The following is a 24,699-nucleotide window of genomic DNA, read 5'->3' on the forward strand; positions in this document are numbered from 1 at the left end:
CCACCATTAAAGCTGGATTGGAAGTGACCGCACCACCAATGTCCATCGAACTGATGGCCAATGGCAATGATTTCTGATTTTCTGGATCTCAGAGCGTGTGAATTTTTCAATTTCAGCGATGAATACGACGCAACCCAAGCGCCCTTGGCCTACGAGAGGCTCCAAAGTTCGTCTCTTGGGGCGAATTCGCTCTGATTTAAGGCATCTTGGTGCTCCATGATCGCCTGTGCAGCCCGGTTTGTGGTGGCGCCGGCCGCGAAAAATGAGAAGCAATATCTGCGCCAACATATTTTCACAGGCTCTCAGTATTTCAAGAAGAAATTTCAGACCGTCCCCCAGAGATTCCCACTTACGCAGGTATCCTGCCTCTCCTCTTCCGCTGTATCCCCAATATGGGCGTCGCGGCCTTTTCATTTTCTGATTTTGTTTTTTACTAAACGAATTGCTTGGTTTCAAATTCAATCGATCTGAAATTTCGGATGGCTCACCCAAGAACCGCAGTTCCACGGTATAAACATGATTCGGAACTTTCTTCTGCTGAGTCATGGTATCACCGCATTGACTGGTGAGGGTTGACCAAAGCGGCAGGAGCAAGAGGGCAGTCTTCGCAAGCAAACCACATGGGTGATCCCGGCGCTGATAGCAGCAAATACCGTCTTTTGGCAAAATTCATCACAATTTTGCGTCACATCAGACGGTCGTCGCTGCCGCAGTGGTAACAGGTCGTTCTTGCTCCTTCGGTCTTTTGCGTCTGGTGCAGTCATCGCTGCTGGCGCGGGTGCTGCGAGAGCCATGGACCGTCCCAGCACGGATCAGCCAGTCGGCAGGGTGCCCCAAATCGCTGCGCCATCAACCGGGCGATGTCTGCTCCCCGGTCTGCCACCTGGACCCAAGCGGATGTCAGACACCGTGGCCGGCGAGTTCGGCCACGCGGGCGTGACCCTCGCTCCAGTGACCCGGTGCAATTGCCCTGGACATTCTTGGGCTCGCGCGCACATTCCAGTGGCCAACACGCCCAGCGGTTCGCGCTCGGGCGTGACGGCGTAGGTGGGGTGAACAGGCATGCCGCACTGGGCCTCAGAAGGTAGCAACACCAGCCCGGCAGTGAAGCCCAGTTCGGTGAGGTCCTAATGCACAGCACCCCGCAGTGGGCGCGCATGCATGTCGCGGCACTTTGTCAATGGGGTGCCCGAATGCCCCAGACCAACTGGTGTCGTCCGGCGTACGCCGCCCGTGTCTGCGCCCATCTGCCGCACGCTTGCGGGATACTTGCCAGCGGGTTGACCCTCAGGCGTTCGACCAAAGAAACCGTGCGCTTGCTCAGCCGCTGATCGGCCCTGGTCAAGGTCTTTGAATTCTTCCTTCGCCCAATCCATCAAGGTTCCGCTATTTCCTTTTAATATCAGTAGGTTACGATTGAATGTTCGAGTTGTGTACAATGAGATGCGCTTTGGGCTTTGCCATGGCGGCCACGCCGTCCGGGGGGATGATTGCCTGAAATACGTTCGATAGCCGAACCCGTAGCCTGCTTGCACACAAAAAAAAACCGTTTCCCCCTTGGAGACGCGATTTTTCCCATTAGCATCCGACAGCCAGCGGAAAAGCATCGTTTCCCGCTGGTGAAAACTCTCTTCCAACCAGGAAATCCCAACATGGCAACTGCAAAAAAAGCTCCGGCAGCAAGCGCCCCCGCGGCCAAGAAACGCACCCCCAGCGCCGCTTTCATGAAGGCGCTCACCCCCAGCCCCGCGCTGGCCGCCGTGGTCGGCTCGGCACCGCTGCCGCGTACCGAGATCGTCAGCAAACTGTGGGTCTACATCCGGGCCAACAACCTGCAAGACGCCGCCAACAAACGCAACATCAACGCGGACGCCAAACTCAAGGAACTGTTCGGCAAGCCCCAGGTGTCGATGTTCGAACTCGCCGGCCTGATCGGCAAGCATGTCTCCTGAGAGATAGCGCCGCCCCAAAAACCGGTCCAGCCGGTTTTGGGGCGGCGCAGACAGGAAACTGTTGCGCATAAACATCAATGCGAATGAGAATGACCCGTATTTGATATAGCATGGGACCGCACGACGAAGCACCGCCATATTGATCTAGCCACTGCCTCTCGCCTGCTCTCGGCGCATCCGTGCGCCGACTGTACCCAACCCAATGACGGAGGCCATCTTGGCAAAATCACGCACCCGGCGCCGCGGCTCCATGCAGCCCCCCATTTCCACCCCCCCTGCGCCCACGCGCAGCCCGGCCTCCGACAAGGCGCTGCTTCCCCTGGGCGCGCTGATGCTCGCCGCCTCCGTCGGGACCCTGGCGCAAACCACCGCGCCCGAGAAGTCGCTGGCTCCGGTGGAGGTCCGGGAAAGCGCCGACGCCCCGGAAGGCAAGGACAGCGTGCGCGCCACGCAGACCCGCATCGGCAAGGGCACGCAGCTGCTGCGCGACGTTCCGCAGTCGCTCACCGTCGTGACCGAGCGCCTGATCGACGAGCGCAATCTCGACACCGTCAAGGAGGCGCTGAAGAGCACCGCCGGCATCACCTTTCTGGCGGCCGAGGGCGGCGAAGAGGACATCCGCCTGCGCGGCTTCCCCCTGCAAAGCACGGGGGACATGTTCATCGACGGCATGCGCGACCCCGCGTTCTACGACCGCGACACCTTCAACCTGGAGCGGCTGGAACTGCTGCGTGGCTCGGCCTCGATGCTGTTCGGCCGCGGCTCCACTGGCGGCGCCGTGAACCAGGTGAGCAAGGCCCCGCGCCTGATCGACACGCACCAGTTGGACCTGACGCTGGGCAGCCACCAGTACCGGCGCATCACGGGCGACTTCAACATCCACACGGGCGAGAACGCCGCGCTGCGCCTGAACGCCATGGCGACCCACGCCGACAACAACGGCGCCGGCAGCCGCATCAGGAAAAAGGGCCTTGCCGGCACCTACGCCTTTGGCATCGGAACGCGCGACGAGTTTTCGGTCAACCTGTACTACCTGGACAACGACAACGGCATGAACTACGGCATGCCCTGGATCCGCCCGAACGCCAGCGCGCCGGCGAGCAGCACCACCATGCTGCCGCTGGACCCGAGGACCTACTACGGCGCCGCGAGCGATTACAACGCCGGCGGCGCCAGCTTGCTCACGCTGGGCCATACCCACCGCTTTGACAGCGACGCCGAGCTCAAGACCCAGCTGCGTGTGGGCCGCTACGAGCGCGACCAGCACGCCGGCGCGATCCGCTTCGCAGCCGCCAACCAGCAGCCCGATGGCCAGGCCGCGACGCTGGAAAACTTCGGCCCCGGCACACGCCTGATGCGCCGCACGCACCTGAAGATCCAGGACCTCGACACCGTGCATCTGCAAAGCGACTTCAGCCGCAAGTTCCAGGCACTGGGCTTGCAGCATGAACTGCTGACGGGCGCAGACCTGGCGCACGAAAAGAAAACCGTGTCCGCGGCACGCAGCGCCGCGCAGGGGGGCGTGGACCTGCCCAAGCCCGACACCACGGTGGGCCGCCCGAACGATGGCCTGGGCGTCGATGAAACGCGCCGCGTGCTGCGCACCGCGAGCGATTTCAAGGCCAGGGCCTTCGGCTTGTACGCGCAGGACCTGGTCCGGATCGCCGAGCACTGGAAGCTGCTCGTCGGCCTGCGCCACGACAACATGGACGGCAGCTACAACAGCTTCAGCATCCCCAAAGAGGCCCCCGACCCGGTCAGCACCACCAGCTACCGCCAGAAGATCTCCGAATGGAGCCGGCGCGCCGGCTTGCTATACCAGCCCAACGCCCTGCAGTCCTACCACCTCTCCTACGGAACCTCGTTCAACACCTCGGGCGACACCTATTCGTACAGTTCCAAGACGGTGAACACCCCGCCAGAGGCCAGCCGCAACATCGAGGTCGGCGCCAAGCTGGACTCGGCGGACAAGCGCCTGACCACACGCCTGGCGGTGTTTCACTCGACCAAGTACCGCGAGCGCAATACCGACCCGGAACTGAAGATCGACCTGCTGTCGGGCAAACGCCATGCCGCAGGGGCCGAGATCGACATCACCGGCCGCATCACACCAAAGTGGGAGGTCTACGGCTCGTACATGTGGATGCCCAGCGCCAAAATCGACGTCGGTGCCACAGGCTCCGAAGGCCAGGGCACCCGCCCCTCGCTGACACCACGCCACAGCGGAACGGTGTGGACCACCTACCAGATCTCGCCCGCATGGCGCGCGGGCGGCGGCCTGAATTTCCGCAGCGCGCAAACGCCCAACCGCAACCCGGGCTGGTCGGCGCCAGGCTACGTGACCGCCGACCTGATGACCGAGTACCGCATCAGCGAGCGCTACACGGTCAGGGCCAATCTGAGCAATCTGACGAACAAGCTCTACGTCGATTCGATCTACCCCGGCCACTACATTCCCGGCGCCGGGCGCATGCTCCAGATCGCGGCCAGCATGAAGTTCTGATTCTGATCTGCGACGACAGCGACACAGCCACACGTCCCCGGTTTCTTCAAGGTTTTGCCGCCCTTTCACCGGGGCGGCTTTTTTTGTTGAAGATGCACCCCCTCTCATGATTCACGAAGCGCCCCATGCTGCTCACCCTGCCCGACCTGCTCACGCCCCAGGACCTGCAAACCGCCCGCCAGCTGCTGCACCATGCCCCCTGGGCCGACGGCAGGGACAGCGCGGGCACGCAGGCACGCCAGGCCAAGAACAACGAACAGCTGCTGCACGACTGCGAGGCCGCCCGGCGCATCGCGGCCATGGTGCTGGCGGCGCTCGAGCGCAGCGCGCTGTTTCTCACCGCCACCCTGCCCCGGCGCGTGTTCCCGCCGCGCGTGAACCGCTACGGCGGCAGCAACAACCACTACGACAAACATGTTGACGGCGCCGTGCGCCGGATGGCCGCGCAGCGCGAGCACCTGCGCACCGACATCTCGTGCACGGTATTCCTGTCCGGGCCCGACGAGTACGACGGCGGCGAGCTGTGCATCGACGACACCTTTGGCGAGCAGCGCGTCAAGCTGCCCGCGGGCCACGCCGTGATCTACCCCGGAACCAGCGTGCACCAGGTGCGCCCGGTGACACGCGGGCAGCGCCTGGCCTGCTTCTTCTGGGTGGAAAGCCTGGTGCGCAGCGACGCACAGCGGCGCCTGCTCTACGACATGGACATGGCCCTGCTGCGCCTGCGCCAGCAGCATGGCGAATCGCCCGAGACCGTGGCACTGACCGGCAGCTACCACAACCTGCTGCGCATGTGGGCCGACACATGAGCACGCCACCGCCCCCCATCTCCCTGCCCCCGGAAATCGTGAGCCTGGCGGACCACGAGAGCCATGCACGCACGCGCCTGGACTCCAACGCCTGGGCGTATTTCAGCGGCGGCGCGGCCGACGAGATCACGCTCGCGGCGAACCGCAGCGCCTGGGCGCAGATTCCGCTGTTGCCGCGCGTGCTGCGCCCACTCGCTGGCGGCCACACGCGGGTGGAACTGCTCGGCCGCACGCTGGCCCACCCCATCCTGCTGGCCCCGGTGGCCTACCAGTGCATGGCCCACCCCGACGGCGAACTCGGCAGCGCCTGCGCAGCCGCGGCCCTGGGCGCCGGCATGGTCCTGAGCACCCAGGCCAGCACGCGCCTGGAACGGGTGGCCGACGCCATCCGCGACGACGCGGGGCGCGGGCCGCTGTGGTTCCAGCTGTACTGGCAGCACGACCGGGGCTTCACCCGCGAACTGGTCCAGCGCGCCGAACAAGCTGGCTACGAGGCCCTGGTGCTGACGGTGGACGCGCCCTGCCATGGCGCGCGCGACCGCGAACGGCGCGCAGGCTTTCGTCTGCCCGCGGGCGTGGCGGCAGTGAACCTGCTGGGCCTGCCACCCCCTCCCCGGGTGCCGCTGCGGGCCGACCAGAGCAGCCTGTTCGACGGCCTGCTGCAGCACGCGCCCACCTGGGCCGACGTGCAGTGGCTGCAAACCAACACCCGGCTTCCGGTGCTGCTCAAGGGCCTGCTGCACCCGGACGACGCGCGCCAGGCCGTCGCGCTGGGCGTGGCCGGCCTGATCGTCTCCAACCACGGCGGGCGCACCCTGGACGGCAGCCCCAGCACCGCCAGCGCATTGCCCTGCGTGGCCGACGCCGTGGCAGGCGCCCTGCCCCTGCTGGTCGATGGCGGCATTCGCCGCGGAACGGACGTGCTCAAGGCCCTGGCGCTGGGCGCCTGCGCCGTGCTCATCGGCCGCCCGGCGCTGTATGGCCTGGCCAACGCCGGCGCCGCCGGCGTGGCCCATGTGCTGCGCCTGCTGCGCGACGAACTGGAGATCGCCATGGCCCTGACGGGTTGCGCCACGCTGGCCCAGGCCCCGCAGGCCCTGGCAAGCCGCCCGCCGCGCCCGGATCAGCAATGATGCATTGCAAATGCGATGAATTCTCATTTATACTCCGATCGAATTTCTCATCCACAGCCAGCCACACTGCTTGTTGCCACCATGATCGTCTGTGTTTGCCGCCGGATTTCAGACCGTGAGATCGCGCGCCACGCGCACGCCGGTCTGGACTTTGACGAAATCCAGTTCGAACTGGGCGTCGCCACGGAATGCGGGCGCTGCGAGAGCTGCGCCCGCGACGTGGTGGCGCAGTGCCATGCAGCGCAACTGCCGCTGGCCACCCTGCCCCATCTGCACGATGCGGCCAAGGCAGCAGCGCAGCAGACGATCGAGCTTGCCAACACCCTCCTGGAAAGCAAGCCATGGCCCTCCCATTCCTGTGCACAATCGCAGGTAGCCTGATCCTCGTTGCCGGATCGGCTTGGTGGATATTTCGCAAATAATGCGCTGCTTTTCGGGCAGTCGGCTCTCCGGCGCCGCTGCCTGCCATCGTTTCTATGTCGTACCCTGATCGTTTCGCCCCCCCCGGAGGGGCCAGCCGCAACGCGCTGATCGTCGGCTCGGTTCTCGCACTGCATGCCGCGGGCCTGTGGGCCTTGCAATCGGGGCTGCTGCGCCGCGCGGTGGAAATCGTCGTTCCGGCAGAACTGCTGAGCGAATTCATCACCCCGCCCGCACCCAAGACCGCGCCGCCGCCCCCGCCGCCCAGACCCGCGCCCAAGGCACGGGCGCCGCGCCCGGCGCCGACGCCGATGCCGGCGGCCATTCCCGACCCCACACCAGCGCCCGCAGCGCCTGTCGGCATACTCACCGAGCCCCCTCCGGCACCGCCGACGGACGCGCCCGTGGTGGCCGCGCCCCCCACACCGCCTGCCCCGCCCGCGCCCCCCGCACCGCCGAAAATCGAGCTACCGTCCAGCGACGCGGCCTACCTGAACAACCCCAAGCCCGGCTACCCGGCCATCAGCAAGCGCCTGGGCGAACAAGGCAAAGTGCTGCTGCGCGTGCTCATCGACGCCGACGGCAAACCCCAGAAAGTGGAGATCAACCAGTCCAGCGGCTTCGACCGGCTCGACCGCCAGGCGCAGGAGGCCGTCATGCGTTGGCGCTTCGTTCCCGGCAAACGCAATGGCGTGCCGCAGAGCATGTGGAATCTGGTCCCCGTCCATTTTGTCCTCGAATGAACCCATCACCACCCAGGGAGTTTTCATGGAATCGCAATTCGGCATCGCCAACGTCTGGATTCAGGGCGACTTCGTCACCCGCACCGTCGCCATCGGGCTGCTGCTCATGTCGCTGGCCACGTGGATCGTCATCCTCGTCAAGACCCTGGACATCATCCGGTTCAAGAAGCACGCCCGCGCGGCACGGGATTTCTGGCACAGCGAGAACCTTGCGAGCGGCCTGAGCCAGTTGGGCACGACCCCGGCGAACCCCTTCCTGCAACTGGCACTGGAAGGCCACGAGGCCACGGCGCACCACCGCAACACCCGGGCCCACCTGCATGACTCTCTGGACGTGAGCGACTGGGTCACGCGCTGCCTGCGCAACTGCATCGACGAGTTCACGACCCGCCTGCAATCGGGCCTGGCAATCCTCGCGTCCGTGGGCTCGACCGCCCCGTTCGTCGGCCTGTTCGGCACCGTCTGGGGCATCTACCACGCCCTGCTGTCCATCGGCAGTTCGGGCCAGGCGACCATCGACAAGGTGGCGGGCCCCATCGGCGAGGCGTTGATCATGACGGCCCTGGGCCTGGCCGTCGCCATCCCCGCCGTGCTCGGCTACAACGCGCTGGTGCGCGGCAACAAATCCATCCTGGGCAGCCTGAACCGCTTTGCCCACGACCTGCACGCCTACTTCGTCACCGGCGCGCGCGTGAGCGCCGCGGGTGAGGGCAAGGTACTGCCCATGCGCAAGGGCGGCTAAAACCATGGCCTTCGGAACGCAAGACGATACCGACGAGGTGATGAACGAGATCAACATGACGCCGCTGGTCGACGTCATGCTGGTGCTGCTCATCATCTTCATCATCACCGTTCCGGTGATGAAGCACGCGGTGAACGTGGACCTGCCCCACGCCAGCAACCAGCCCGAGCAGGTCAAGCCCGAGACCATCCGCCTGTCGGTCGCGGCCGACGGCAAGTACTACTGGAACGAGGCGCAGCTCGCGCCGAAAGAGCTCTTCCCCCGCCTGCAGGCCGAGGCCGCCAAGGAGCCCCAGCCCGAACTGCATATCCACGGCGACAAGCAGGTGCGCTACGAGCACGTGGCGCAGGCCATGGCCGCAGCGCAACGCGCCGGGGTGCGCAAGATCGGCTTCGTGACCGACCCCCAGGAGTGAACCTCAGAGCCTGTGAAGGCATGCGTTGGCCCACAAGCCAACCTTGCTTTGCTTGATGGGTTTGATGGGTTGGGACGTGGGCCAGGGTGCGCCTGAACAGTCACCGGCGTGTCTTTCTGTTTGCAGTTCATAGGGTAAGCCAGGATACGTGATGAAATGTATTTGGTTACATTGTCCCTGCCGATGCGCAAGCCGAGTATGAAATGGTAGTTCCACGATGCATCCGAGGAGACAAGCATGAAACGTCGCCATTTCCATCGCGCGTTCAGCGCAGCCGCCACGACGCTCCTCCTCTCGTTTGCTGCTCCCGTGCTTGCGCAGTCCCCGGTCAAACTTCAGTTCTGGGACATGATTTGGGGCCCGACTGAGTACATTGACACAGCGAAGTCGCTGGTGGCGCAGTTCAACAAAGCCAATCCGGCCATTCAGGTTGAATATCGCTCGGTGCCCTGGACCAACTGGTACCAGACCTATCTGACTGCCATCAATGCCGGCAGTGCTCCCGACCTGAGCACTGGCGCTGGATATCAGGCGGTTCAATTCTATGACCTTGACGCGATCCGTCCGCTGGACGACTTGATCGCCGAGATGGGCAAGGAAGGGGATATCAAGGACTTTCGCGAGGGCACGGTGGAGCGTCTCAAATACAAGGGCCACTATATTGCGTTGCCGTGGGGCCTTGACGTGCGAATCTGGTACTACCGCAAGGACTTGCTCGAGCAAGCCAAGCTACCGCTTCCGAAGACTTGGCCCGAGCTGAGGGCAGCAGCCAAAGCAGTCACAGGGGGCGGTCGCTTTGGTTTGGTGCTTCCAGGCGACACCATGGGGATGCACATGGTGATTGGCGCCGCTCTCAATCATGGAGGTGCACTATTTACTTCCGACGGCAAGCCTGACTTGATGAACGCAAAGAACCTGGAAGCTTGGCAAACGCTGGCGGGCATGGCAAGCGACGGATCAGTGAGCCCGGCCAGCGCCGGCGCGTCGATGGACGAGGCTCGACGCAGTTTCATGCAAGGAAAATCCGCGTTCATCTACCACGGACCCGGCCTGGATCTGCAGGCGGGAGAGGCGGGGACAAAAATCGGAATCCTTCCACCGCTGGCAAGTCCCCGCGGTGAGAAAGCCACATTGGCCTGGGTCAACAACATCATGGTCTACAAGCAGACCAAGAATCCGGATGCGGTAAAGACGTTCGTCAAGTGGTGGTCGAAGAATCAAAAACCGCTCTTCACGCAAGGCCAGGCCCGACAGGTGCCTGCTCGCATTTCGATCGCCGAGGACCCCACTGTAAAGAATCGTGCGTCCAGCTTTGCAGAGGCAACGAATACGTATTGGCCGATTGCACGCGGCACAGGGTCCCCCGTGCCCGGAATTTTTCCTTCACTGAACGAGGTGGAAGGCGACGGATTTTTGCAGGTGCTTGCGCAGAGAATTGGTCAAAAAAGACCTCTGCCAGCAGCGATCGACGAGGCAGACAAGCAGTTTCGCGAAGTTTTGGCGAAATGATGCTTGCCAAGCCGATTCACCCAGTTCAAATCAGCACCGCCAGTCGTGGTGCCGTCGCGCCCGCCAATGCTTTGCAGCGCCGGCGGCCGTGGCCGACGCGCAAGGAACTGTTCCCTTACGCCCTGCTAGTCCCCTCGCTCCTCCTCATCTGTTTGGTAATCGCGTATCCGCTGCTCAGTGCGATCGGCTACAGTTTATCTGGAGGATCACTGCTCAAGCCCGGTGGCTTCGTTGGGCTCAAGAATTTCATCGATCTATTTGCAGCAAAGGATTTCTACAACTCGATCGAATTCAGTCTTGTTTTCGCCATCGGCAATGTTTTGGGGTGCTACGCGATCGGCCTGTGTCTGGCGTTGATCATGAACCTGGATTTCCCGGGGCGCGGGGCCTGCCGTGTAGCCTTTCTCTTGCCATGGATCGTGCCTGGCATTGTGTCGATCGTGTGCTGGCGCTGGATGCTGGCAGATGAACATGCGCTGGTCAACCAATTTCTCAGTCTGCTAGGAATGGATCCGATCTATTTTCTTAGCGATGAACGCAGCGCAGTGTTCGCCGTGACGATGGTCAAGATCTGGCGAAGTTTTCCCTTCATGCTTCTGTCGTTGCTGGCTGCATTACAGAGTATCGACCGCAGCTTGTACGAGGCGGCAGAACTCGATGGGGCAAGCCGTTGGCAAGGCTTTCGATACGTCACGATGCCACAAATCAAGAACCTGTCCGTCGTGCTGTGCATGATGATGACAATATGGTCGATCAACGACTTCGAGACACCGTTCTTGCTGACCCAAGGGGGGCCCGCCAAGGCAACCGAGAGCATGATCTTGCTTGCTTATCGCTACACCTTTGTGCGAAACAACATGGGACTGGGCTCAGCTGTCTCCCTGGTAACTCTGCTTTTCTTGATGTCGCTGGTCATCCTGATCTTGCATCGACAGAAGGAGCGCGCATGATGGACAACAAGCCCCGCATGGCAATCACGATGCGCCCTTGGTTGATCCTGTCTTTAGTAACGGTCCTCGCTCTATTGGTCAACCTGCCGATTTTTCTGGTTGTGTTCAACTCGTTCCAGAGTACCGACGACATCCTGGCTGCCAGAAGCCTGATACCTCGAAATTTCTCGCTGGTGAATTATCTGTACCTTGGCGAACGCACCAGATTTTGGACGTTTCTTGGAAACAGCGTGATCGTGGCAATCTGCTCTACCATGCTGGGAATGGTGGCTGCCGTATTGGCAGGTTACGCACTTTCCCGCTTTCAAGGGCCCTTGCTCGGCGCGTATGCAAAGTCGCTGTTTGCGATTCAAATGTTCCCGATCATCATGGCGCTGATTCCGTTATTCGTGCTTTTCCGATCGCTGGACCTGATCAACAGTCCATACGCCATTTGCGTGATCTACGCGTTGATCAACCTCCCGTTTGCAACTTCAATGGCGCGCTCGTATTTCGACACGATTCCACGCGAGCTTGAGGAAGCCGCGTGGATCGACGGTGCTTCGGACATTGGCGCTTTCATGCGCGTGGTGCTACCCCTGTCGGGCCCGGGGCTTGCGGCCATAACAATCTTCTCGTTCCTGTTTTCCTACAACGAATATCTCATAGCGAACGTCTTCCTGCGCAAGGATGACACGCTGACGCTGCCGGTGGGCATTCAGATGTTCATGGCGCAGTACTCGACCGACTGGGGTAGCCTCATGGCGGCCGCCACCTTGACGGTGCTCCCCACGCTGATGTTGTTTTTACTGGCTCAGAAGTTCATCACCCCCGGCGGGCTCTCCGGAAGTATCAAGGGATAGACATGAACAAACGAATTCGCGTCGGCTTCATCGGGTGTGGCGAAGTAACTCAACTATTGCACCTTCCTACTCTGCGTGAATTACCAGACCTGTTTGAGGTCACCGCGTTTCACGACGTCAGTGCGAAAGCCTTGAATGGTACGGCGACCGCTTGGCCAGAGGCCAGCAGACATTCTGCCCTTGAGTCTCTGGTGGCTGACAAGCAGGTCGATGCAGTGGTGATTGCCAATCCTGATGCCTGGCATGCCGATGCAGCCTTGATGGCCATGCGTGGGGGAAAGCACGTTCTGATCGAGAAGCCCGTCTGTGTCACGCGGGACGAGGCAGAGGCACTACTCACGGCTGAAGGGGAATGCGGCGTCATCGTGCAGGTGGGCTACATGCGCCGACACGCGCCGGCGTTTATCGAGGCCGTACAGGCTTTGCGCGATCGCAGCGAGCCGACCACGCTGGCGCGTGTGTGCGACATCATCGGGCCCAACGCGTCGTATGTCGACAGCACTTCGCGGATCGTTGCGCGGGCCGACGATATTGCAAAAGATGTTCGTGACGCGGGTCTTCGGAAGCTTGCTCGCGCCCATCAATCCGAAATAGGCGTGGACAGCGGTCCTCTCGCGCGAGCCTACGGGTTGATGCTGGGTCTCGCAAGCCACGACACATCGGCGATGCGTGAGTTGATTGGAGCACCGTCTGGAGTCCTCTACGCAAAGCAGCACCATGGCGGACGCTGGATCACCGCGGCATTTGACTATGGAGAATTCGTATGCCACTTGGAGGTCGGGCTCGATCAAATCACCAGGATGGACGCGAAAATCGAAGTGTTTCAGCCTTCGCGCGTACTGAGGGTCGAATTCGACTCGCCTTACATTCGCCATCAAGCGGCCAAGTTGGTCACAACGCGGACTGTGCCGCCCTTTGGCGTATCCACAGGCACGAGCTTTCCGACGCGCAACGATGCATTTGCGGCGGAGTGGCGGGCGTTTCATGAGCATATCGTCCAAGGCACTCCGCCGAAGTGCTCAATAGCCGACGCAACCGAGGACCTCAAGCTTTTCCGGGAAATGATCGCCCTCATGCGATGACCGCTGAGCCTGTGGCTGTACGCGACGCTCGGCGGTGTGGGTTCTGCGCGCGATCTCAGGCCTTGCGCTTCCTGAAGTTCTCGATGCCATCGGTGATTTCCTTCTTCGCGGCGTCCAGGCCTTCCCAGCCCAGTACCTTCACCCACTTGCCGGCTTCCAGGTCCTTGTAGTGCTCGAAGAAGTGGCTGATGGCCTTCAGGCGCATCGGGTTCACGTCTTCCACCTTTTGCCAGTGGGAGTAGATGGGCAGCACCTTGTCGGTGGGCACGGCCAGTATCTTGCCGTCCACCCCGGCTTCGTCTTCCATCAGCAGAATTCCCAGGGGACGGCAGGCAACGACCACGCCGGGAAACAGCGGGTACGGGGTGATCACCAGCACGTCCACCGGGTCGCCGTCGCCCGACAGCGTCTGCGGCACATAGCCGTAGTTCGAGGGGTAGTGCATGGCCGTGGTCATGAAGCGGTCCACGAAGATCGCGCCCGACTCCTTGTCGACTTCGTACTTGATCGGGTCGGCGTTCATCGGAATTTCGATGACGACGTTGAAGATCTCTGGGGCGTTCTTGCCGGGGGTAACGTTGTTGAGGGACATGTCTCGTTGAAACGTGGTTTGAAAAGGCAACCCGCAATGCGTGCCGCGCGCCGCACCGGCATCGGGATTAACCCTGATTCTAGGGGCATGCCCCTGTGGGTTTGCTGACGATCGGCGGTAAATTCGCGCCGTTGGCCAATCGGCTCTGCAGGCTCAGGGCACGAGGAAGCAACGCAGCGGGGATGTGCCACCGATGCGTTGGCCCCCTCCGTGCAACACACCCGAAGGAGCTTTGAATGGTCGCAGGTTCAGCACTCACATCCCCCCCGCTCACGTCCACCCTCCTCCTGGCCCTGGTCTGCGGACTCATTGCCGTGGCCTACGGCGTCTGGGCCAGGGGCTGGATTCTTGCCAAGGACCCGGGAAATGCCCGCATGCAGGAGATCGCGGCCGCCATCCAGGCGGGTGCTGCGGCCTACCTCGCGCGCCAGTACCGGACCATTGCCGGCGTCGGCGTGCTGCTGGCCATCCTCATCGGCATCTTTCTGGACGGCGCCACGGCCATGGGCTTCGTGGTCGGCGCCGTCCTCTCGGGCGCCTGCGGCTTTATCGGCATGAACGTCTCGGTGCGCGCGAACGTGCGCACCGCGCAGGCCGCAACGCAGGGCATCGGCCCGGCGCTGGACGTGGCCTTCCGTGGCGGCGCGATCACCGGCATGCTGGTGGTGGGGCTGGGTTTGCTGGGCGTCACGGCCTTCTACTGGTTTCTCGCGGGCAATGGCCGCCTCACGCCCACGGCGCAGCTCGCGACCCTGCTCGATCCGCTGATCGGATTTGCCTTCGGCTCGTCGCTGATCTCCATCTTTGCCCGCCTGGGCGGCGGCATCTTCACCAAGGGCGCCGACGTCGGCGCAGACCTGGTGGGCAAGGTAGAGGCAGGAATTCCCGAAGACGACCCGCGCAACCCGGCGGTGATCGCGGACAACGTGGGCGACAACGTCGGCGACTGCGCCGGAATGGCCGCGGACCTGTTCGAGACCTACGCGGTGACGCTGATCGCCACCATGGTGCTGGGCGCTCTGCTGGTGACGAGCGCCCCGGTCCACGCCGCGCTGTACCCGCTGGCGCTGGGGGCCGTGTCCATCGTCGCGTCCATCGTCGGCTGCTTCTTCGTCAAGGCCCCGCCGGGCACGAGGAACGTGATGCCCGCGCTGTACCGGGGCCTGGCGATCGCGGGTCTGCTGTCGCTGATTGCGTTCTACTTCGTCACGGCATGGATCATTCCGGACGACGCCATCCATGCCAGCGGCAGCCAGATGCGGCTGTTCGGCGCCTGCGCCACGGGGTTGGCGCTCACGGCCGCGCTGGTGTGGATCACCGAGTTCTACACCGGCACGCAGTACGCGCCCGTGCGGCACATCGCGCAGGCATCGACCACGGGGCACGGAACGAACATCATTGCGGGCCTGGGCGTGTCGATGCGCTCCACGGCCTGGCCGGTGCTCTTCGTCTGCCTGGCCATCCTGTCGGCCCACCAGCTCGCGGGGCTGTATGGCATCGCGGTGGCGGCCATGGCCATGCTGAGCATGGCCGGCATCGTGGTGGCGCTCGACGCCTACGGCCCGATCACCGACAACGCAGGCGGCATTGCTGAAATGGCCGAACTGCCCGGCAGCGTGCGTGAGATCACTGACCCGCTGGACGCCGTGGGCAATACCACCAAGGCCGTCACCAAGGGCTACGCCATCGGCTCCGCAGGCCTTGCCGCCCTGGTGCTGTTTGCCGACTACACGCACAAGCTCGAAAGCCATGGCCTGAGCGTCGCGTTCGATCTGTCGGACCCGCTGGTCATCGTCGGGCTGTTCATCGGCGGACTCATCCCCTACCTGTTCGGCGCCATGGCCATGGAGGCCGTGGGCCGCGCGGCCGGCGCCGTGGTGGTGGAGGTGCGCCGCCAGTTCAGCAGCATCCCGGGGATCATGGACGGCAGCGGCAAACCCGAGTACGGCAAGGCCGTGGACATGCTGACCAGCGCCGCCATCAAGGAGATGGTGCTCCCCAGCCTGCTGCCCGTGGTGGTCCCCATCGTGGTCGGGCTGGCGCTGGGCCCGAGGGCGCTCGGCGGCCTGCTGATGGGCACCATCGTCACCGGCCTGTTCCTGGCCATCAGCATGTGCACCGGCGGCGGCGCGTGGGACAACGCCAAGAAATACATCGAAGACGGCCACCACGGTGGCAAGGGCAGCGAGGCGCACAAGGCGGCCGTCACCGGCGACACCGTGGGCGACCCTTACAAGGACACGGCAGGTCCGGCGATCAATCCGCTGATCAAGATCATCAACATCGTCGCGCTGCTGATCGTGCCGCTGGTCGTCCGACTCCACGGCGGCTGACTTTTCGCTTCGACGGCCCCATGCCATGCTGCTCAACTACCAAAACCATCACCAGGAGTTTTCATGAGCCGCATGTTCAATCCACCGCACCCCGGCGCAACGCTGCGCGAAGACGTACTGCCTGCGCTCGGCCTGAGCGTGACCCAGGCTGCGCAGCAGCTTGGCGTCACGCGTTCCGCACTCTCGCGGGTACTCAATGGGCACGCTGCCATTTCCCCTGAAATGGCGCTGCGCATCGAGGCCTGGCTGGGTGTCGCACGCGGCGGCCTGGCCGATGTATGGATGGCCGGTCAGGCCGCCTATGACCTCTGGCAGGCACGGCAGAAGGCTGCGCCGCAGGTCCAGCGCGCGCCGGTCGAGAAAACCGTTTCGGCGTGACACGCGGCTGCCTCCCTCTCCATGTCGTGCAACAACCCGGCTGCCGTGGTGCTGGTTCTGGCCTCGGGCCGGGGGGAGCGCTTTGCGGCGTCGGGCGGTGCGGGGCACAAGCTGCGTGCGCTACTCCACGGCCAGCCGGTGCTCGAGCACACCTTGGCCGCCGTGCGCGCCAGCGGCCTGGCCTGGCATGTGGAAGACCTGGGCCACCCGGGCATGGGCGATTCGATTGCGGCTGCGGTCCGCGCAACAGCCACGGCAAGCGGCTGGCTGGTGCTGCCCGGCGATCTGCCGCTGATCCAGCCCGAGACGCTGCGCACCGTGGCGGACGCGCTGCAGCACTGCGCCGTGGCAGCCCCCGTGCACCACGGCGCACGCGGTCACCCGGTGGGGTTTGCTGCGCAGTGCCGGCAAGACCTGCTCAGCCTGGCGGGCGAACAGGGCGCCGCCGGCGTGCTGCACAAGCATGCGCAGCAGGGTCGGGTGCAGTGGGTGGAGGTGCGAGACGAGGGCACGGTCACCGACGTGGACACCGTGCAGGACCTGGAGCACGCAGCGCAGCGATTTACCGCGCGCCGGAGCCGCTGACGAGACCGCCCCTGGTGCAGATTGCACCCACCGCGCAGCAATGAGCGAAGGGCCCCCCCCTATGCCTCTGTCCGGGTCAGTGCAATCAGTCGCGCCAACGCCCGGTCATGGATTCCGTGCTTGCGCAGCGCGTCAAAGGTGGTCTGCGCATAGGCGCGCGTGCTGCCGAAGCGGCCGCAGGCCTGCTCAAAGATGCGGAGGTACTCATGGTCAGGCAACTCGCCCGCGTGCTGGGGACTCTTGCGCGACAAGGTGAAGGCCAGCGCGCGCACGGGGCCGTGGAGGGTTTGGCAGCTGAGCCAGCGCGGGTCATACACGGCGGTCACCATCTCGCGCTGCCACAGGTCGATCATGACCTGCCGGCCATCCCGCCTGTCCACGCGAAACACCATGCCCCGGCAACTGCCGCCCGAGAGCATGCCAAATACCAGGCCCGGGCACTGCGGCGTGCCCCGGTTGACGCGGCTCCACATCTTGAGCGCCCGATGCCAGCCATGCACCTTGGCCGCGCGGCGCTCGGCGTAGTCAAAATCGGGGCGCCAGATGAGGGAGCCGTAGCCGAACACCCACAGATCCGCGTGACCGCCCCAGTCCTGGAGCGCACGTTCGAGCATCGGGGCCGGGTCCCGAAAGGGCACGGGAAGATTTGTCATGCGAGCACTCCAATCGGCATAGGCACTCCAGTCATCGCAGGCCCCCAGCCACACCACCCGGCGTGCAGACCCCGGGCGCGTCTCAGCGCAGCAGTTTCCTGAGTTGCGGCCATACATTGGCCAGCATTTGCGGCTGCGCCTCGGCGCGCGGGTGCATGCGGTCGGGCTGGAACAGGCGCGCCGGGTCCGCAGCGTCGGCCACCCCCGCAAGCAAAAAGGGCACCAGGGCGGCCTTGCGGGTCTGCGCCACCGCGGCGAACAGGTGCGCAAAGCGCTTGGCGTAGTCGGCGCCGTAGTTGGGCGGTATCTGCATTCCCAGCAGCAGGACTTGCGCGCCAGCCTGTTGCGCCGTCTGCGTCATCCAGTCCAGGTTCTCTTCGGTATTTTTCAGCGGCAGTCCCCGCAGGGCATCGTTCGCGCCCAGTTCGATCAGCACCAGGCTGGGCCGGTGCTGCGCCAGCAGGGCCGCAAGGCGCGAACGGCCGCCCGACGTGGTCTCGCCGCTCACGCTGGCGTTGAACACCCTGGCGCCCGGTTTTTCCTCAGCCAGTTGCTTTTCCAGCAAGGCCACCCAACCGGTTCCGCGCGCCAGACCGTATTCGGCGCTGAGCGAGTCGCCCAACACCAGAATCACCGGGGCACGGGGCGCTGCCGGGGCCTGGGCCGTGGCGCCGGCGCCGTGCCACGCCAGCAGGCCGGCGGCAGCGCGCACAATAAAGTGGCGCCGATGCAGTTCGTCAATCAACGTGAAAGCCTTTCATGTCCCAATCCTTTCCGCCACCCGAGACCCCGTCTGCCACGCCCATCATTGCCGTGGAGCGGGTCTGCAAATCGGTGACGGATTCCACCGGAACACTCGATATTCTGCGGGATATCGATCTGCTTCTGTTCCCCCGGGAAACCGCGGCCATCGTGGGCGCGTCGGGGTCGGGAAAGAGCACGCTGCTGTCCATCATCGCGGGCCTGGACACCCCCACGCAGGGCACGGTGCGGCTCGACGGCCAGGACCTTTTTGCCGTCGATGAGGACGCGCGCGCCGCCCTGCGTGCGCAGAAGCTGGGCTTTGTGTTTCAGAGCTTTCAACTCATGCGCAACCTCACGGCGCTGGAGAACGTGATGCTGCCGCTGGAGTTGGCCTGCCGCCGCGACGCGCGCCAGGCCGCCTGCGACATGCTGGCCCGCGTGGGCCTGGGCCAGCGCCTCGCGCACTACCCCCGGGTGCTGTCGGGGGGCGAGCAGCAGCGCGTGGCACTCGCGCGGGCCTTCGTGCTGCAACCGGCCGTGCTGCTCGCCGACGAGCCCACCGGCAGCCTCGACTTTGCCACCGGGGGCAGCATCATGGAGCTCATGTTCGCGCTCAACCGCGAGCAGGGCACGACGCTGGTGCTGGTCACGCACGACAACGCGATTGCCGCCCGCTGCGAGCGGCGCATCACCATCGACGCCGGGCGCATCGTTTGATTCGGACGCCTGCGCGGCTTCGCTCCGAAGCTATGAAATTCATAGCTTCGTGAGGGCCTCGTCTGCCGCCCGCGGATAATCGCCCCATGCCCAGCCCCAAAGTTCTTTTCGGCTTTCACGCCGTGGGCGTGCGTCTGAAGACCGCGCCGCAATCGATCATCGAGATCTACCACGAGGCCACGCGGCGCGACGCCCGCATGCGCCAGTTTCTCGAGCGCGCGCGCGCGGCCGGCGTCCGCCTGATCGAGACCGACGGCCTGCGCATCGCCAAGCTCGCGGGCAACCATGGTCACCAGGGGGTGGCCGCGCGCGTGCAGCCCATGGCGCAAGTCACCTCGCTCGACGAACTGCTGGAAGACCTCGAAGCCGCCGGCACCGGGCCAGCGCCGCTGCTGCTGGTGCTCGACGGAGTCACCGATCCGCACAACCTGGGCGCCTGCCTGCGCGTCGCCGACGGGGCCGGGGCGCACGCCGTCATCGCGCCCAAGGACCATGCCGCGGGCCTGAACGCCACCGTGGCCAAAGTGGCCAGCGGCGCCGCCGAGACCATGCCTTACTTCATGGTCACCAACCTCGCGCGCACGCTCGGCGAGTTGCAAGAGCGCAGCATCTGGTGTCTGGGGGCCAGCGACGATGCGTCCAAAACCTTGTACCAGGCCGACCTCCGGGGCCCCGTGGCGCTGGTGCTGGGCGCCGAGGGCGGTGGCCTGCGCCAGCTCACGCGCAAGACCTGCGACGAGCTGGTGCGCATTCCCATGCAGGGCGCGGTCGAGAGCCTGAACGTGTCGGTGGCCAGCGGCGTGTGCCTGTACGAAGCCCTGCGCCAGCGCTCCTGAATGCGCCCGGTGGTCTCGCGCCCGCCTGGAAGGCAGGGCGGGTATCATCGCGCCCGGTCACCGGCGCGTAGCGCGCGTCCGGCGCCGCGTCCCCCTCCGCCAGCCCCCTGCCCCGTGCGCCTCACCTCGATCAAACTTTCCGGCTTCAAGTCCTTCGCCGAACCCACCAACTTCATGCTGCCCGGGCAGTTGGTGGGCGTGGTCGGGCCAAACGGCTGCGGCAAGTCGAACATCATGGACGCAGTGCGCTGGGTGCTCGGCGAAAGCAAGGCCAGCGAGTTGCGCGGCGAGTCGATGCAGGACGTGATCTTCAGCGGAACCACCACGCGCAAGCAGGCCAGCCGCGCCAGCGTGGAACTGGTGTTCGACAACTCCGACCACCGCGCCGGCGGCCAATGGGGCCAGTACGGCGAGGTGGCCGTGCGCCGCGTGCTCACGCGCGACGGCAGCAGCAGCTACTACCTGAACAACCAGCCCGTGCGCCGCCGCGACGTGCAGGACGTGTTCCTGGGAACGGGCCTGGGCCCGCGCGCCTACGCCATCATCGGGCAGGGAACGATCAGCCGCATCATCGAGTCGCGCCCGGAGGAACTGCGCTTGTTCCTCGAAGAGGCCGCAGGCGTCTCCAAGTACAAGGAGCGCCGGCGCGAGACGGAGAACCGCCTTGCGGACACGCGCGAGAACCTCACGCGGGTCGAGGACATCTTGCGCGAGCTGGGCGCAAACCTCGAAAAACTCGAAAAGCAGGCCGAGGTGGCCGCCAGATACAACGGCCTGCAAGCCGAGGCCACGCTCCGGCAGCACCAGCAATGGTTTCTGAAGCGTGCCGAGGCCGAGGCCGAGCAGACCCGGGTGCGCCTGGACGGCCTGCAGGCGGTCAACGACCTGGAAGCGCGCATGGCCGAGCTGCGCGCGCTCGAATCCGATCTGGAGACGGTCCGGCAGGCGCACTACGCGGCGGGCGAGCAGGTGAACCAGGCCCAGGGCCGGCTCTACGAGGCCACGGCCGAGGTCGGGCGGCTCGAGGCCGAGATTCGCTACGTGGTCGAGGGCCGCCAGCGCGTGGAGCAACGCCTGGCCACGCTGGCCGGGCAGATCGCCCAATGGTCGGCGCGCCAGGAGGAGGCCGACGCCGAGCTGGAAAACCTGGCCGGCGCCGGGGTGGACGCCGAGGAGCGCGCCACGCTGCTCGCCGCGCAGCTCGAGGAGCAGGCCCTGCAACTGCCCGGCCTGGAGGACGCCCTGCGCCAGGCGCAGGGCCGCGCCGACACGCAGCGCAGCGCCGTGGTGCAGGTGCAGCAGCAGATCCAGGTGCTGGCCGCCGAGCAGCGCGGAATCGACGAGCAAAGCCGCGGGTTCGACGGCCGCTGCGAACGCCTGCGCGCCGAGCGCAATGCCCTGGACGCGCCCGACGATGCGCGCCTGACGAGCCTGCGCGGCCAGCTCGAAGAAGCCCGGGAATTGGCCGCAAGCGCCGACGCCCATCTGGCCGGGCTACAGGAGTCCGTTCCCCGGCTCGAAGCCGAGCGCCGCACGCGCCAAGAGGCCGTGAACACCGAGGGCGCGCGCCAGACCGAGCTCGGCGCGCGCATGGAGGCGCTCAGGGCGCTGCAGGAAAAGGTCCAGACCGACGGCAAGCTGCGCCCCTGGCTGGCCCGGCAGGGGCTCGACGGCCTGCCGGGTCTGTGGAGCCGCATCCACATCGAACCCGGCTGGGAGAACGCCCTCGAGGCCGCGCTGCGCGAGCGCCTGGGCGCGCTCGAAATCAGCCGCCTGGAGATGGTGCGCGGCTTTCTCGGCGCAAGCGGCAGCGACGCACCGCCCGCGCGGCTGGCGTTCTACAGCGCGCCGGCGGCGGGCGCGCCCGAACCCGCTGCGCAGCAGCCCGCCCGCCTGTCCGACCTGCTGCGCCTTCAGGACAGCGGCCTGCGCGCCGTGCTGACCGACTGGCTCCAGGGCTGCCATACCGCCGGCACGCTCGACGAAGCCCTGCAGCGCCGCGCCACGCTGCAACCGGGCGAGGCGGTTTTCGTTCCCGCAGGCCACGCCGTGAGCGCGCACGGCGTGAGCTTTTACGCGCCGGACTCCGAGCAGTCCGGCCTGCTCGCGCGCGCGCAGGAGATCGAGCACCTGGAGAAGGAACTGCGCGCGCAGGCGCTGATCGCCGAAGAATCGCGCAGCGCGCTGGTGCGCGCCGAGGCTGCCTGCGCCAGCGCCGCGCAGCAGCTCGTGCTGGCACGCCGCGAAGCCTCCGAGGCGCAGAGCCGCGCGCATGCGCTGCAGGTCGAGACCCTGCGCCTGAGCCAGCTGACCGAGCAGACGCGCGCGCGCGGCGCGCAGATCGACTCCGATCTGGCCGAGGTGCAGGCTCAGTTGACCGACCTGCACGAGCGCCGCGTGGGCGCCGAGGCGCGCTTCGAAGAACTCGATATGCAACTGGCCGACAACCAGGAGCGCGAAGCGCAGCTCGGCGAGCGCGTGATCCAGGCCGAGCGCGCCCTCGCGGCGTGCCGCGAGCAGCAGCGCGCGCTCGAACGCCAGGAGCAGGAAGCCAGCTTCGCGCAGCGCAGCCTGCAGGCGCGGCGCGCCGAACTCGCGCGCGCCATCGAGACCGCCACGCAGCAGGCCGGCACATTGGCCGACGAGCAGCAGCGCGCCCGCGCCGAATTGGAGCAACTGTCCGACGCCGCCGCCCGGGGCGGGCTGCAACAGGCGCTCGCGCTGAAGCTGGAGCGCGAAAAAGACCTCGCCGCCCAGCGCAGCGCATACGACGAACTCACCACCCGGCTGCGCGCCAGCGACGAACGCCGCATGCAGATCGAGCATGCGCTCGACCCCCTGCGCACGCGCATCACCGAATTCCAGCTCAAGGAACAGGCCGCGCGCCTGAGCCTGGAGCAATACGGCACGCTGCTCACCGAGGCGCAGGCCGACCTGGAGGCCCTTGCCCGGTCCATCACCGACGCCAGCGTGCGCGCAGGCGGCCTGCAGGGCGAAATCGAACGCCTGCAGCGCGAGATCGCCGCGCTGGGTGCGGTGAACTTGGCCGCACTCGACGAGCTGAACATGGCGCGCGAGCGCAAGGCCTTCCTGGACGCGCAGACGGCCGACCTCACCGAGGCCATGAACACGCTGGAAGACGCGATCCGCAAAATCGACGCCGAAACGCGCCAACTGCTCTCGGGCACCTTCGAGACGGTGAACACGCACTTCGGCCGCATGTTCCCCGAGCTGTTCGGCGGCGGCCAGGCGAAGCTCATCATCACCGGCGACGAGATTCTCGACTCCGGCGTGCAGGTGATGGCGCAGCCGCCGGGCAAGAAGAACCAGACCATCCACCTGCTGTCCGGCGGCGAAAAGGCGCTGACCGCGATCGCGCTGGTGTTTGCCATCTTCCAACTCAACCCCGCGCCGTTTTGCCTGCTCGACGAAGTCGACGCACCGCTGGACGACGCCAACACCGAGCGCTACGCTCGGCTGGTCACCAGCATGAGCCGCGAGACCCAGTTCCTGTTCATCAGCCACAACAAGATCGCCATGGAAATGGCCGAACAACTCATTGGCGTGACCATGCAGGAGCAGGGCGTGTCGCGCATCGTGGCGGTGGACATGGAATCCGCGCTGTCCATGGCCGACGCCTGAACCCACCGGAGCCCCCGTGAGCACATTGCAACTGAGTCTGGCCATCGTCGGCGGCATCCTGCTGGCGCTCATCGTGGCCTACAACAGCTGGAGTACGTGGCGCAACACCCCCCGGCGCGCGCAGCAGCAGGGACCCCGCGCGGAGCCGGCCCTGCACCAGGAAAACGACCCCGACGGCGCCGCGCCGCCGGATCGATTCCATGCGTTCGATGGCGACCCCGAACCCGCGCAGCACAGCGCAGCCGGCGACGCGGCGCGGCCACTGCCCGCGTTCACCCCACTCCCCCAGGAGCGCCGCTCCCGGCTCGACCCGCTCATCGACGTCATCGCCCCGCTGCTGCCCGAGCAGTGGGTCTCGGGCGAGGCCGCGCTCGCCGCGCTGCCGCCCACGCGCCGCGCGGGCAGCAAGCCCTTTGCCGTCGAGGGACTGAACGCGGCCACGCAGCAGTGGGAGCCCCCCGCGCCCGGCGGGCGCTACCAGAGCTTCCAGGCCGGGGTGCAGCTGGCGAACCGCACGGGCGCGCTCAACGAAATCGAATTCTCCGAGTTCGTCGTCAAGGCGCAGGCGTTCGCCGACGCCATCAACGCCGCGCCGGACTTTCCCGACATGCTGCAGGAAGTGGCCCGCGCGCGCGAGCTCGACCAATTCGCCAGCGCGCACGACGCGCAGCTCGCGTTCATGCTGCGCGCGCACCAAGCCGCCTGGAGCCCCGGCTACGTGCAGCAGAACGCCGCGCGCCTGGGCTTCGTTCCCGGCGTCCTGCCCGGCCGGCTCGTGCTGCCCGCCAGCGCGCAGGGTCTGCCGCCGCTGCTCACGCTGGGCTACGACACCCAGGCCGCGCTGGCCGAGGACCCGGAGCAGTCCGCAATCCGCGAGCTCACGCTGAGCCTGGACGTGGCGCAGGTGCAGCGCGCCGAGCAGCCCTTCGTGCGCCTGCGCAGCGTGGCGCAGGCGCTGTGCACGGCCATGGACGGCGTGCTCTGCGACCAGAACGGCCAGCCGCTGCCGAGCATGGCCATGGACCCCATTGCCGCCGACCTGGAACTGCTCTACGACCAACTCGACGGCCACGATCTGTCAGCGGGCTCGGTGCTCGCGCGGCGCCTGTTCAGCTGAAG

The 24,699-nt window shown here is 65.6% G+C and carries 24 protein-coding genes; 19 read left to right on the forward strand and 5 right to left on the reverse strand.

Annotated features, from left to right (window positions below; all coding sequences use genetic code 11):
* Positions 1 to 6: 6 nt before the first annotated feature.
* The gene (locus D5041_RS16645) at positions 7 to 546 is read right to left on the reverse strand and encodes a hypothetical protein (protein WP_265285249.1); all 540 of its coding nucleotides are present in this window, start codon (positions 544 to 546) and stop codon (positions 7 to 9) included.
* 631 nt (positions 547 to 1,177) lie between these two features.
* Entirely contained in the window at positions 1,178 to 1,345 is a 168-nt protein-coding gene (locus D5041_RS22175; protein WP_407702287.1) for an IS4/Tn5 family transposase DNA-binding protein, read from the reverse strand.
* 307 nt (positions 1,346 to 1,652) lie between these two features.
* On the opposite strand from D5041_RS22175, the gene D5041_RS16650 reads away from it, so the two are divergent.
* The 12 genes from D5041_RS16650 (at position 1,653) to D5041_RS16705 (ending at position 13,100) form a co-directional block, all read left to right on the forward strand.
* On the forward strand, positions 1,653 to 1,952 hold the full coding sequence (locus D5041_RS16650) for an SWIB/MDM2 domain-containing protein (protein ID WP_010105378.1): 300 nt from the start codon (positions 1,653 to 1,655) through the stop codon (positions 1,950 to 1,952).
* Between the two features lie 250 nt (positions 1,953 to 2,202).
* Positions 2,203 to 4,455 carry a TonB-dependent receptor gene (locus tag D5041_RS16655; RefSeq protein WP_265285250.1) on the forward strand — a complete coding sequence of 751 codons (2,253 nt, stop codon included), beginning with the start codon at positions 2,203 to 2,205 and terminating at the stop codon, positions 4,453 to 4,455.
* Positions 4,456 to 4,580: 125 nt separating this feature from the next.
* Complete coding sequence (locus D5041_RS16660; protein WP_265280795.1) at positions 4,581 to 5,264, forward strand: Fe2+-dependent dioxygenase; 684 nt, start codon at positions 4,581 to 4,583, stop codon at positions 5,262 to 5,264.
* Positions 5,261 to 6,397 (forward strand): alpha-hydroxy acid oxidase, encoded by a 1,137-nt coding sequence (locus D5041_RS16665; RefSeq protein WP_265285251.1) that lies wholly within the window; start codon positions 5,261 to 5,263, stop codon positions 6,395 to 6,397. Before D5041_RS16660 ends, D5041_RS16665 begins: the two co-directional genes overlap by 4 nt.
* 81 nt (positions 6,398 to 6,478) lie before the next feature.
* A complete protein-coding gene (locus D5041_RS16670) occupies positions 6,479 to 6,778 on the forward strand; it encodes a (2Fe-2S)-binding protein (RefSeq protein ID WP_265285252.1) in 300 nt (99 codons plus the stop codon).
* A 95-nt stretch (positions 6,779 to 6,873) separates the two neighbouring features.
* The gene (locus D5041_RS16675; protein ID WP_265285253.1) at positions 6,874 to 7,560 is read left to right on the forward strand and encodes an energy transducer TonB; all 687 of its coding nucleotides are present in this window, start codon (positions 6,874 to 6,876) and stop codon (positions 7,558 to 7,560) included.
* A gap of 25 nt (positions 7,561 to 7,585) precedes the next feature.
* On the forward strand, positions 7,586 to 8,302 hold the full coding sequence (locus D5041_RS16680) for a MotA/TolQ/ExbB proton channel family protein (RefSeq protein WP_010109947.1): 717 nt from the start codon (positions 7,586 to 7,588) through the stop codon (positions 8,300 to 8,302).
* 4 nt (positions 8,303 to 8,306) lie between these two features.
* Positions 8,307 to 8,717 (forward strand): ExbD/TolR family protein, encoded by a 411-nt coding sequence (locus D5041_RS16685; RefSeq protein WP_265256818.1) that lies wholly within the window; start codon positions 8,307 to 8,309, stop codon positions 8,715 to 8,717.
* Positions 8,718 to 8,954: 237 nt separating this feature from the next.
* A complete protein-coding gene (locus D5041_RS16690; RefSeq protein WP_010109943.1) occupies positions 8,955 to 10,226 on the forward strand; it encodes an ABC transporter substrate-binding protein in 1,272 nt (423 codons plus the stop codon).
* Positions 10,223 to 11,176 carry a carbohydrate ABC transporter permease gene (locus D5041_RS16695; protein WP_010109941.1) on the forward strand — a complete coding sequence of 318 codons (954 nt, stop codon included), beginning with the start codon at positions 10,223 to 10,225 and terminating at the stop codon, positions 11,174 to 11,176. The genes D5041_RS16690 and D5041_RS16695 overlap by 4 nt, the downstream gene beginning before the upstream one ends.
* Positions 11,173 to 12,018, forward strand: coding sequence for a carbohydrate ABC transporter permease (locus D5041_RS16700; RefSeq protein ID WP_010109939.1), 846 nt, complete (start codon positions 11,173 to 11,175; stop codon positions 12,016 to 12,018). The genes D5041_RS16695 and D5041_RS16700 overlap by 4 nt, the downstream gene beginning before the upstream one ends.
* A gap of 2 nt (positions 12,019 to 12,020) precedes the next feature.
* The gene (locus tag D5041_RS16705; protein ID WP_265280801.1) at positions 12,021 to 13,100 is read left to right on the forward strand and encodes a Gfo/Idh/MocA family protein; all 1,080 of its coding nucleotides are present in this window, start codon (positions 12,021 to 12,023) and stop codon (positions 13,098 to 13,100) included.
* A 55-nt stretch (positions 13,101 to 13,155) separates the two neighbouring features.
* On the opposite strand, the gene ppa is transcribed toward D5041_RS16705, so the two are convergent.
* On the reverse strand, positions 13,156 to 13,692 hold the full coding sequence (ppa, locus tag D5041_RS16710; protein WP_265285254.1) for an inorganic diphosphatase: 537 nt from the start codon (positions 13,690 to 13,692) through the stop codon (positions 13,156 to 13,158).
* Positions 13,693 to 13,928: 236 nt separating this feature from the next.
* On the opposite strand from ppa, the gene D5041_RS16715 reads away from it, so the two are divergent.
* The 3 genes from D5041_RS16715 to D5041_RS16725 all read left to right on the forward strand — a co-directional run bounded on the left by D5041_RS16715 (position 13,929) and on the right by D5041_RS16725 (position 16,988).
* Positions 13,929 to 16,025 carry a sodium-translocating pyrophosphatase gene (locus tag D5041_RS16715; protein ID WP_265285255.1) on the forward strand — a complete coding sequence of 699 codons (2,097 nt, stop codon included), beginning with the start codon at positions 13,929 to 13,931 and terminating at the stop codon, positions 16,023 to 16,025.
* A gap of 63 nt (positions 16,026 to 16,088) precedes the next feature.
* Positions 16,089 to 16,403 (forward strand): HigA family addiction module antitoxin, encoded by a 315-nt coding sequence (locus tag D5041_RS16720; RefSeq protein ID WP_265256821.1) that lies wholly within the window; start codon positions 16,089 to 16,091, stop codon positions 16,401 to 16,403.
* A 21-nt stretch (positions 16,404 to 16,424) separates the two neighbouring features.
* Positions 16,425 to 16,988, forward strand: coding sequence for a nucleotidyltransferase family protein (locus D5041_RS16725; RefSeq protein ID WP_265285256.1), 564 nt, complete (start codon positions 16,425 to 16,427; stop codon positions 16,986 to 16,988).
* A gap of 59 nt (positions 16,989 to 17,047) precedes the next feature.
* Here D5041_RS16725 and D5041_RS16730 read toward each other — a convergent pair whose 3' ends face one another.
* Together D5041_RS16730 and D5041_RS16735 are read right to left on the reverse strand one after the other, a co-directional pair.
* A complete protein-coding gene (locus tag D5041_RS16730; RefSeq protein WP_265285257.1) occupies positions 17,048 to 17,641 on the reverse strand; it encodes a gamma-glutamylcyclotransferase in 594 nt (197 codons plus the stop codon).
* A gap of 82 nt (positions 17,642 to 17,723) precedes the next feature.
* Complete coding sequence (locus D5041_RS16735) at positions 17,724 to 18,386, reverse strand: arylesterase (RefSeq protein ID WP_407702290.1); 663 nt, start codon at positions 18,384 to 18,386, stop codon at positions 17,724 to 17,726.
* 14 nt (positions 18,387 to 18,400) lie between these two features.
* On the opposite strand from D5041_RS16735, the gene D5041_RS16740 reads away from it, so the two are divergent.
* The 4 genes from D5041_RS16740 (at position 18,401) to D5041_RS16755 (ending at position 24,697) form a co-directional block, all read left to right on the forward strand.
* Positions 18,401 to 19,102 (forward strand): ABC transporter ATP-binding protein, encoded by a 702-nt coding sequence (locus D5041_RS16740; protein WP_265285258.1) that lies wholly within the window; start codon positions 18,401 to 18,403, stop codon positions 19,100 to 19,102.
* A gap of 86 nt (positions 19,103 to 19,188) precedes the next feature.
* Positions 19,189 to 19,938 carry a 23S rRNA (guanosine(2251)-2'-O)-methyltransferase RlmB gene (gene rlmB / locus D5041_RS16745; protein ID WP_265280805.1) on the forward strand — a complete coding sequence of 250 codons (750 nt, stop codon included), beginning with the start codon at positions 19,189 to 19,191 and terminating at the stop codon, positions 19,936 to 19,938.
* A gap of 114 nt (positions 19,939 to 20,052) precedes the next feature.
* A complete protein-coding gene (gene smc, locus D5041_RS16750; RefSeq protein ID WP_265285259.1) occupies positions 20,053 to 23,580 on the forward strand; it encodes a chromosome segregation protein SMC in 3,528 nt (1,175 codons plus the stop codon).
* A gap of 16 nt (positions 23,581 to 23,596) precedes the next feature.
* On the forward strand, positions 23,597 to 24,697 hold the full coding sequence (locus tag D5041_RS16755) for a cell division protein FtsZ (protein WP_265285260.1): 1,101 nt from the start codon (positions 23,597 to 23,599) through the stop codon (positions 24,695 to 24,697).
* Positions 24,698 to 24,699: the final 2 nt, after the last annotated feature.

Source organism: Verminephrobacter aporrectodeae subsp. tuberculatae (genome assembly GCF_026127385.1).
GTDB lineage: Bacteria > Pseudomonadota > Gammaproteobacteria > Burkholderiales > Burkholderiaceae_C > Acidovorax > Acidovorax aporrectodeae.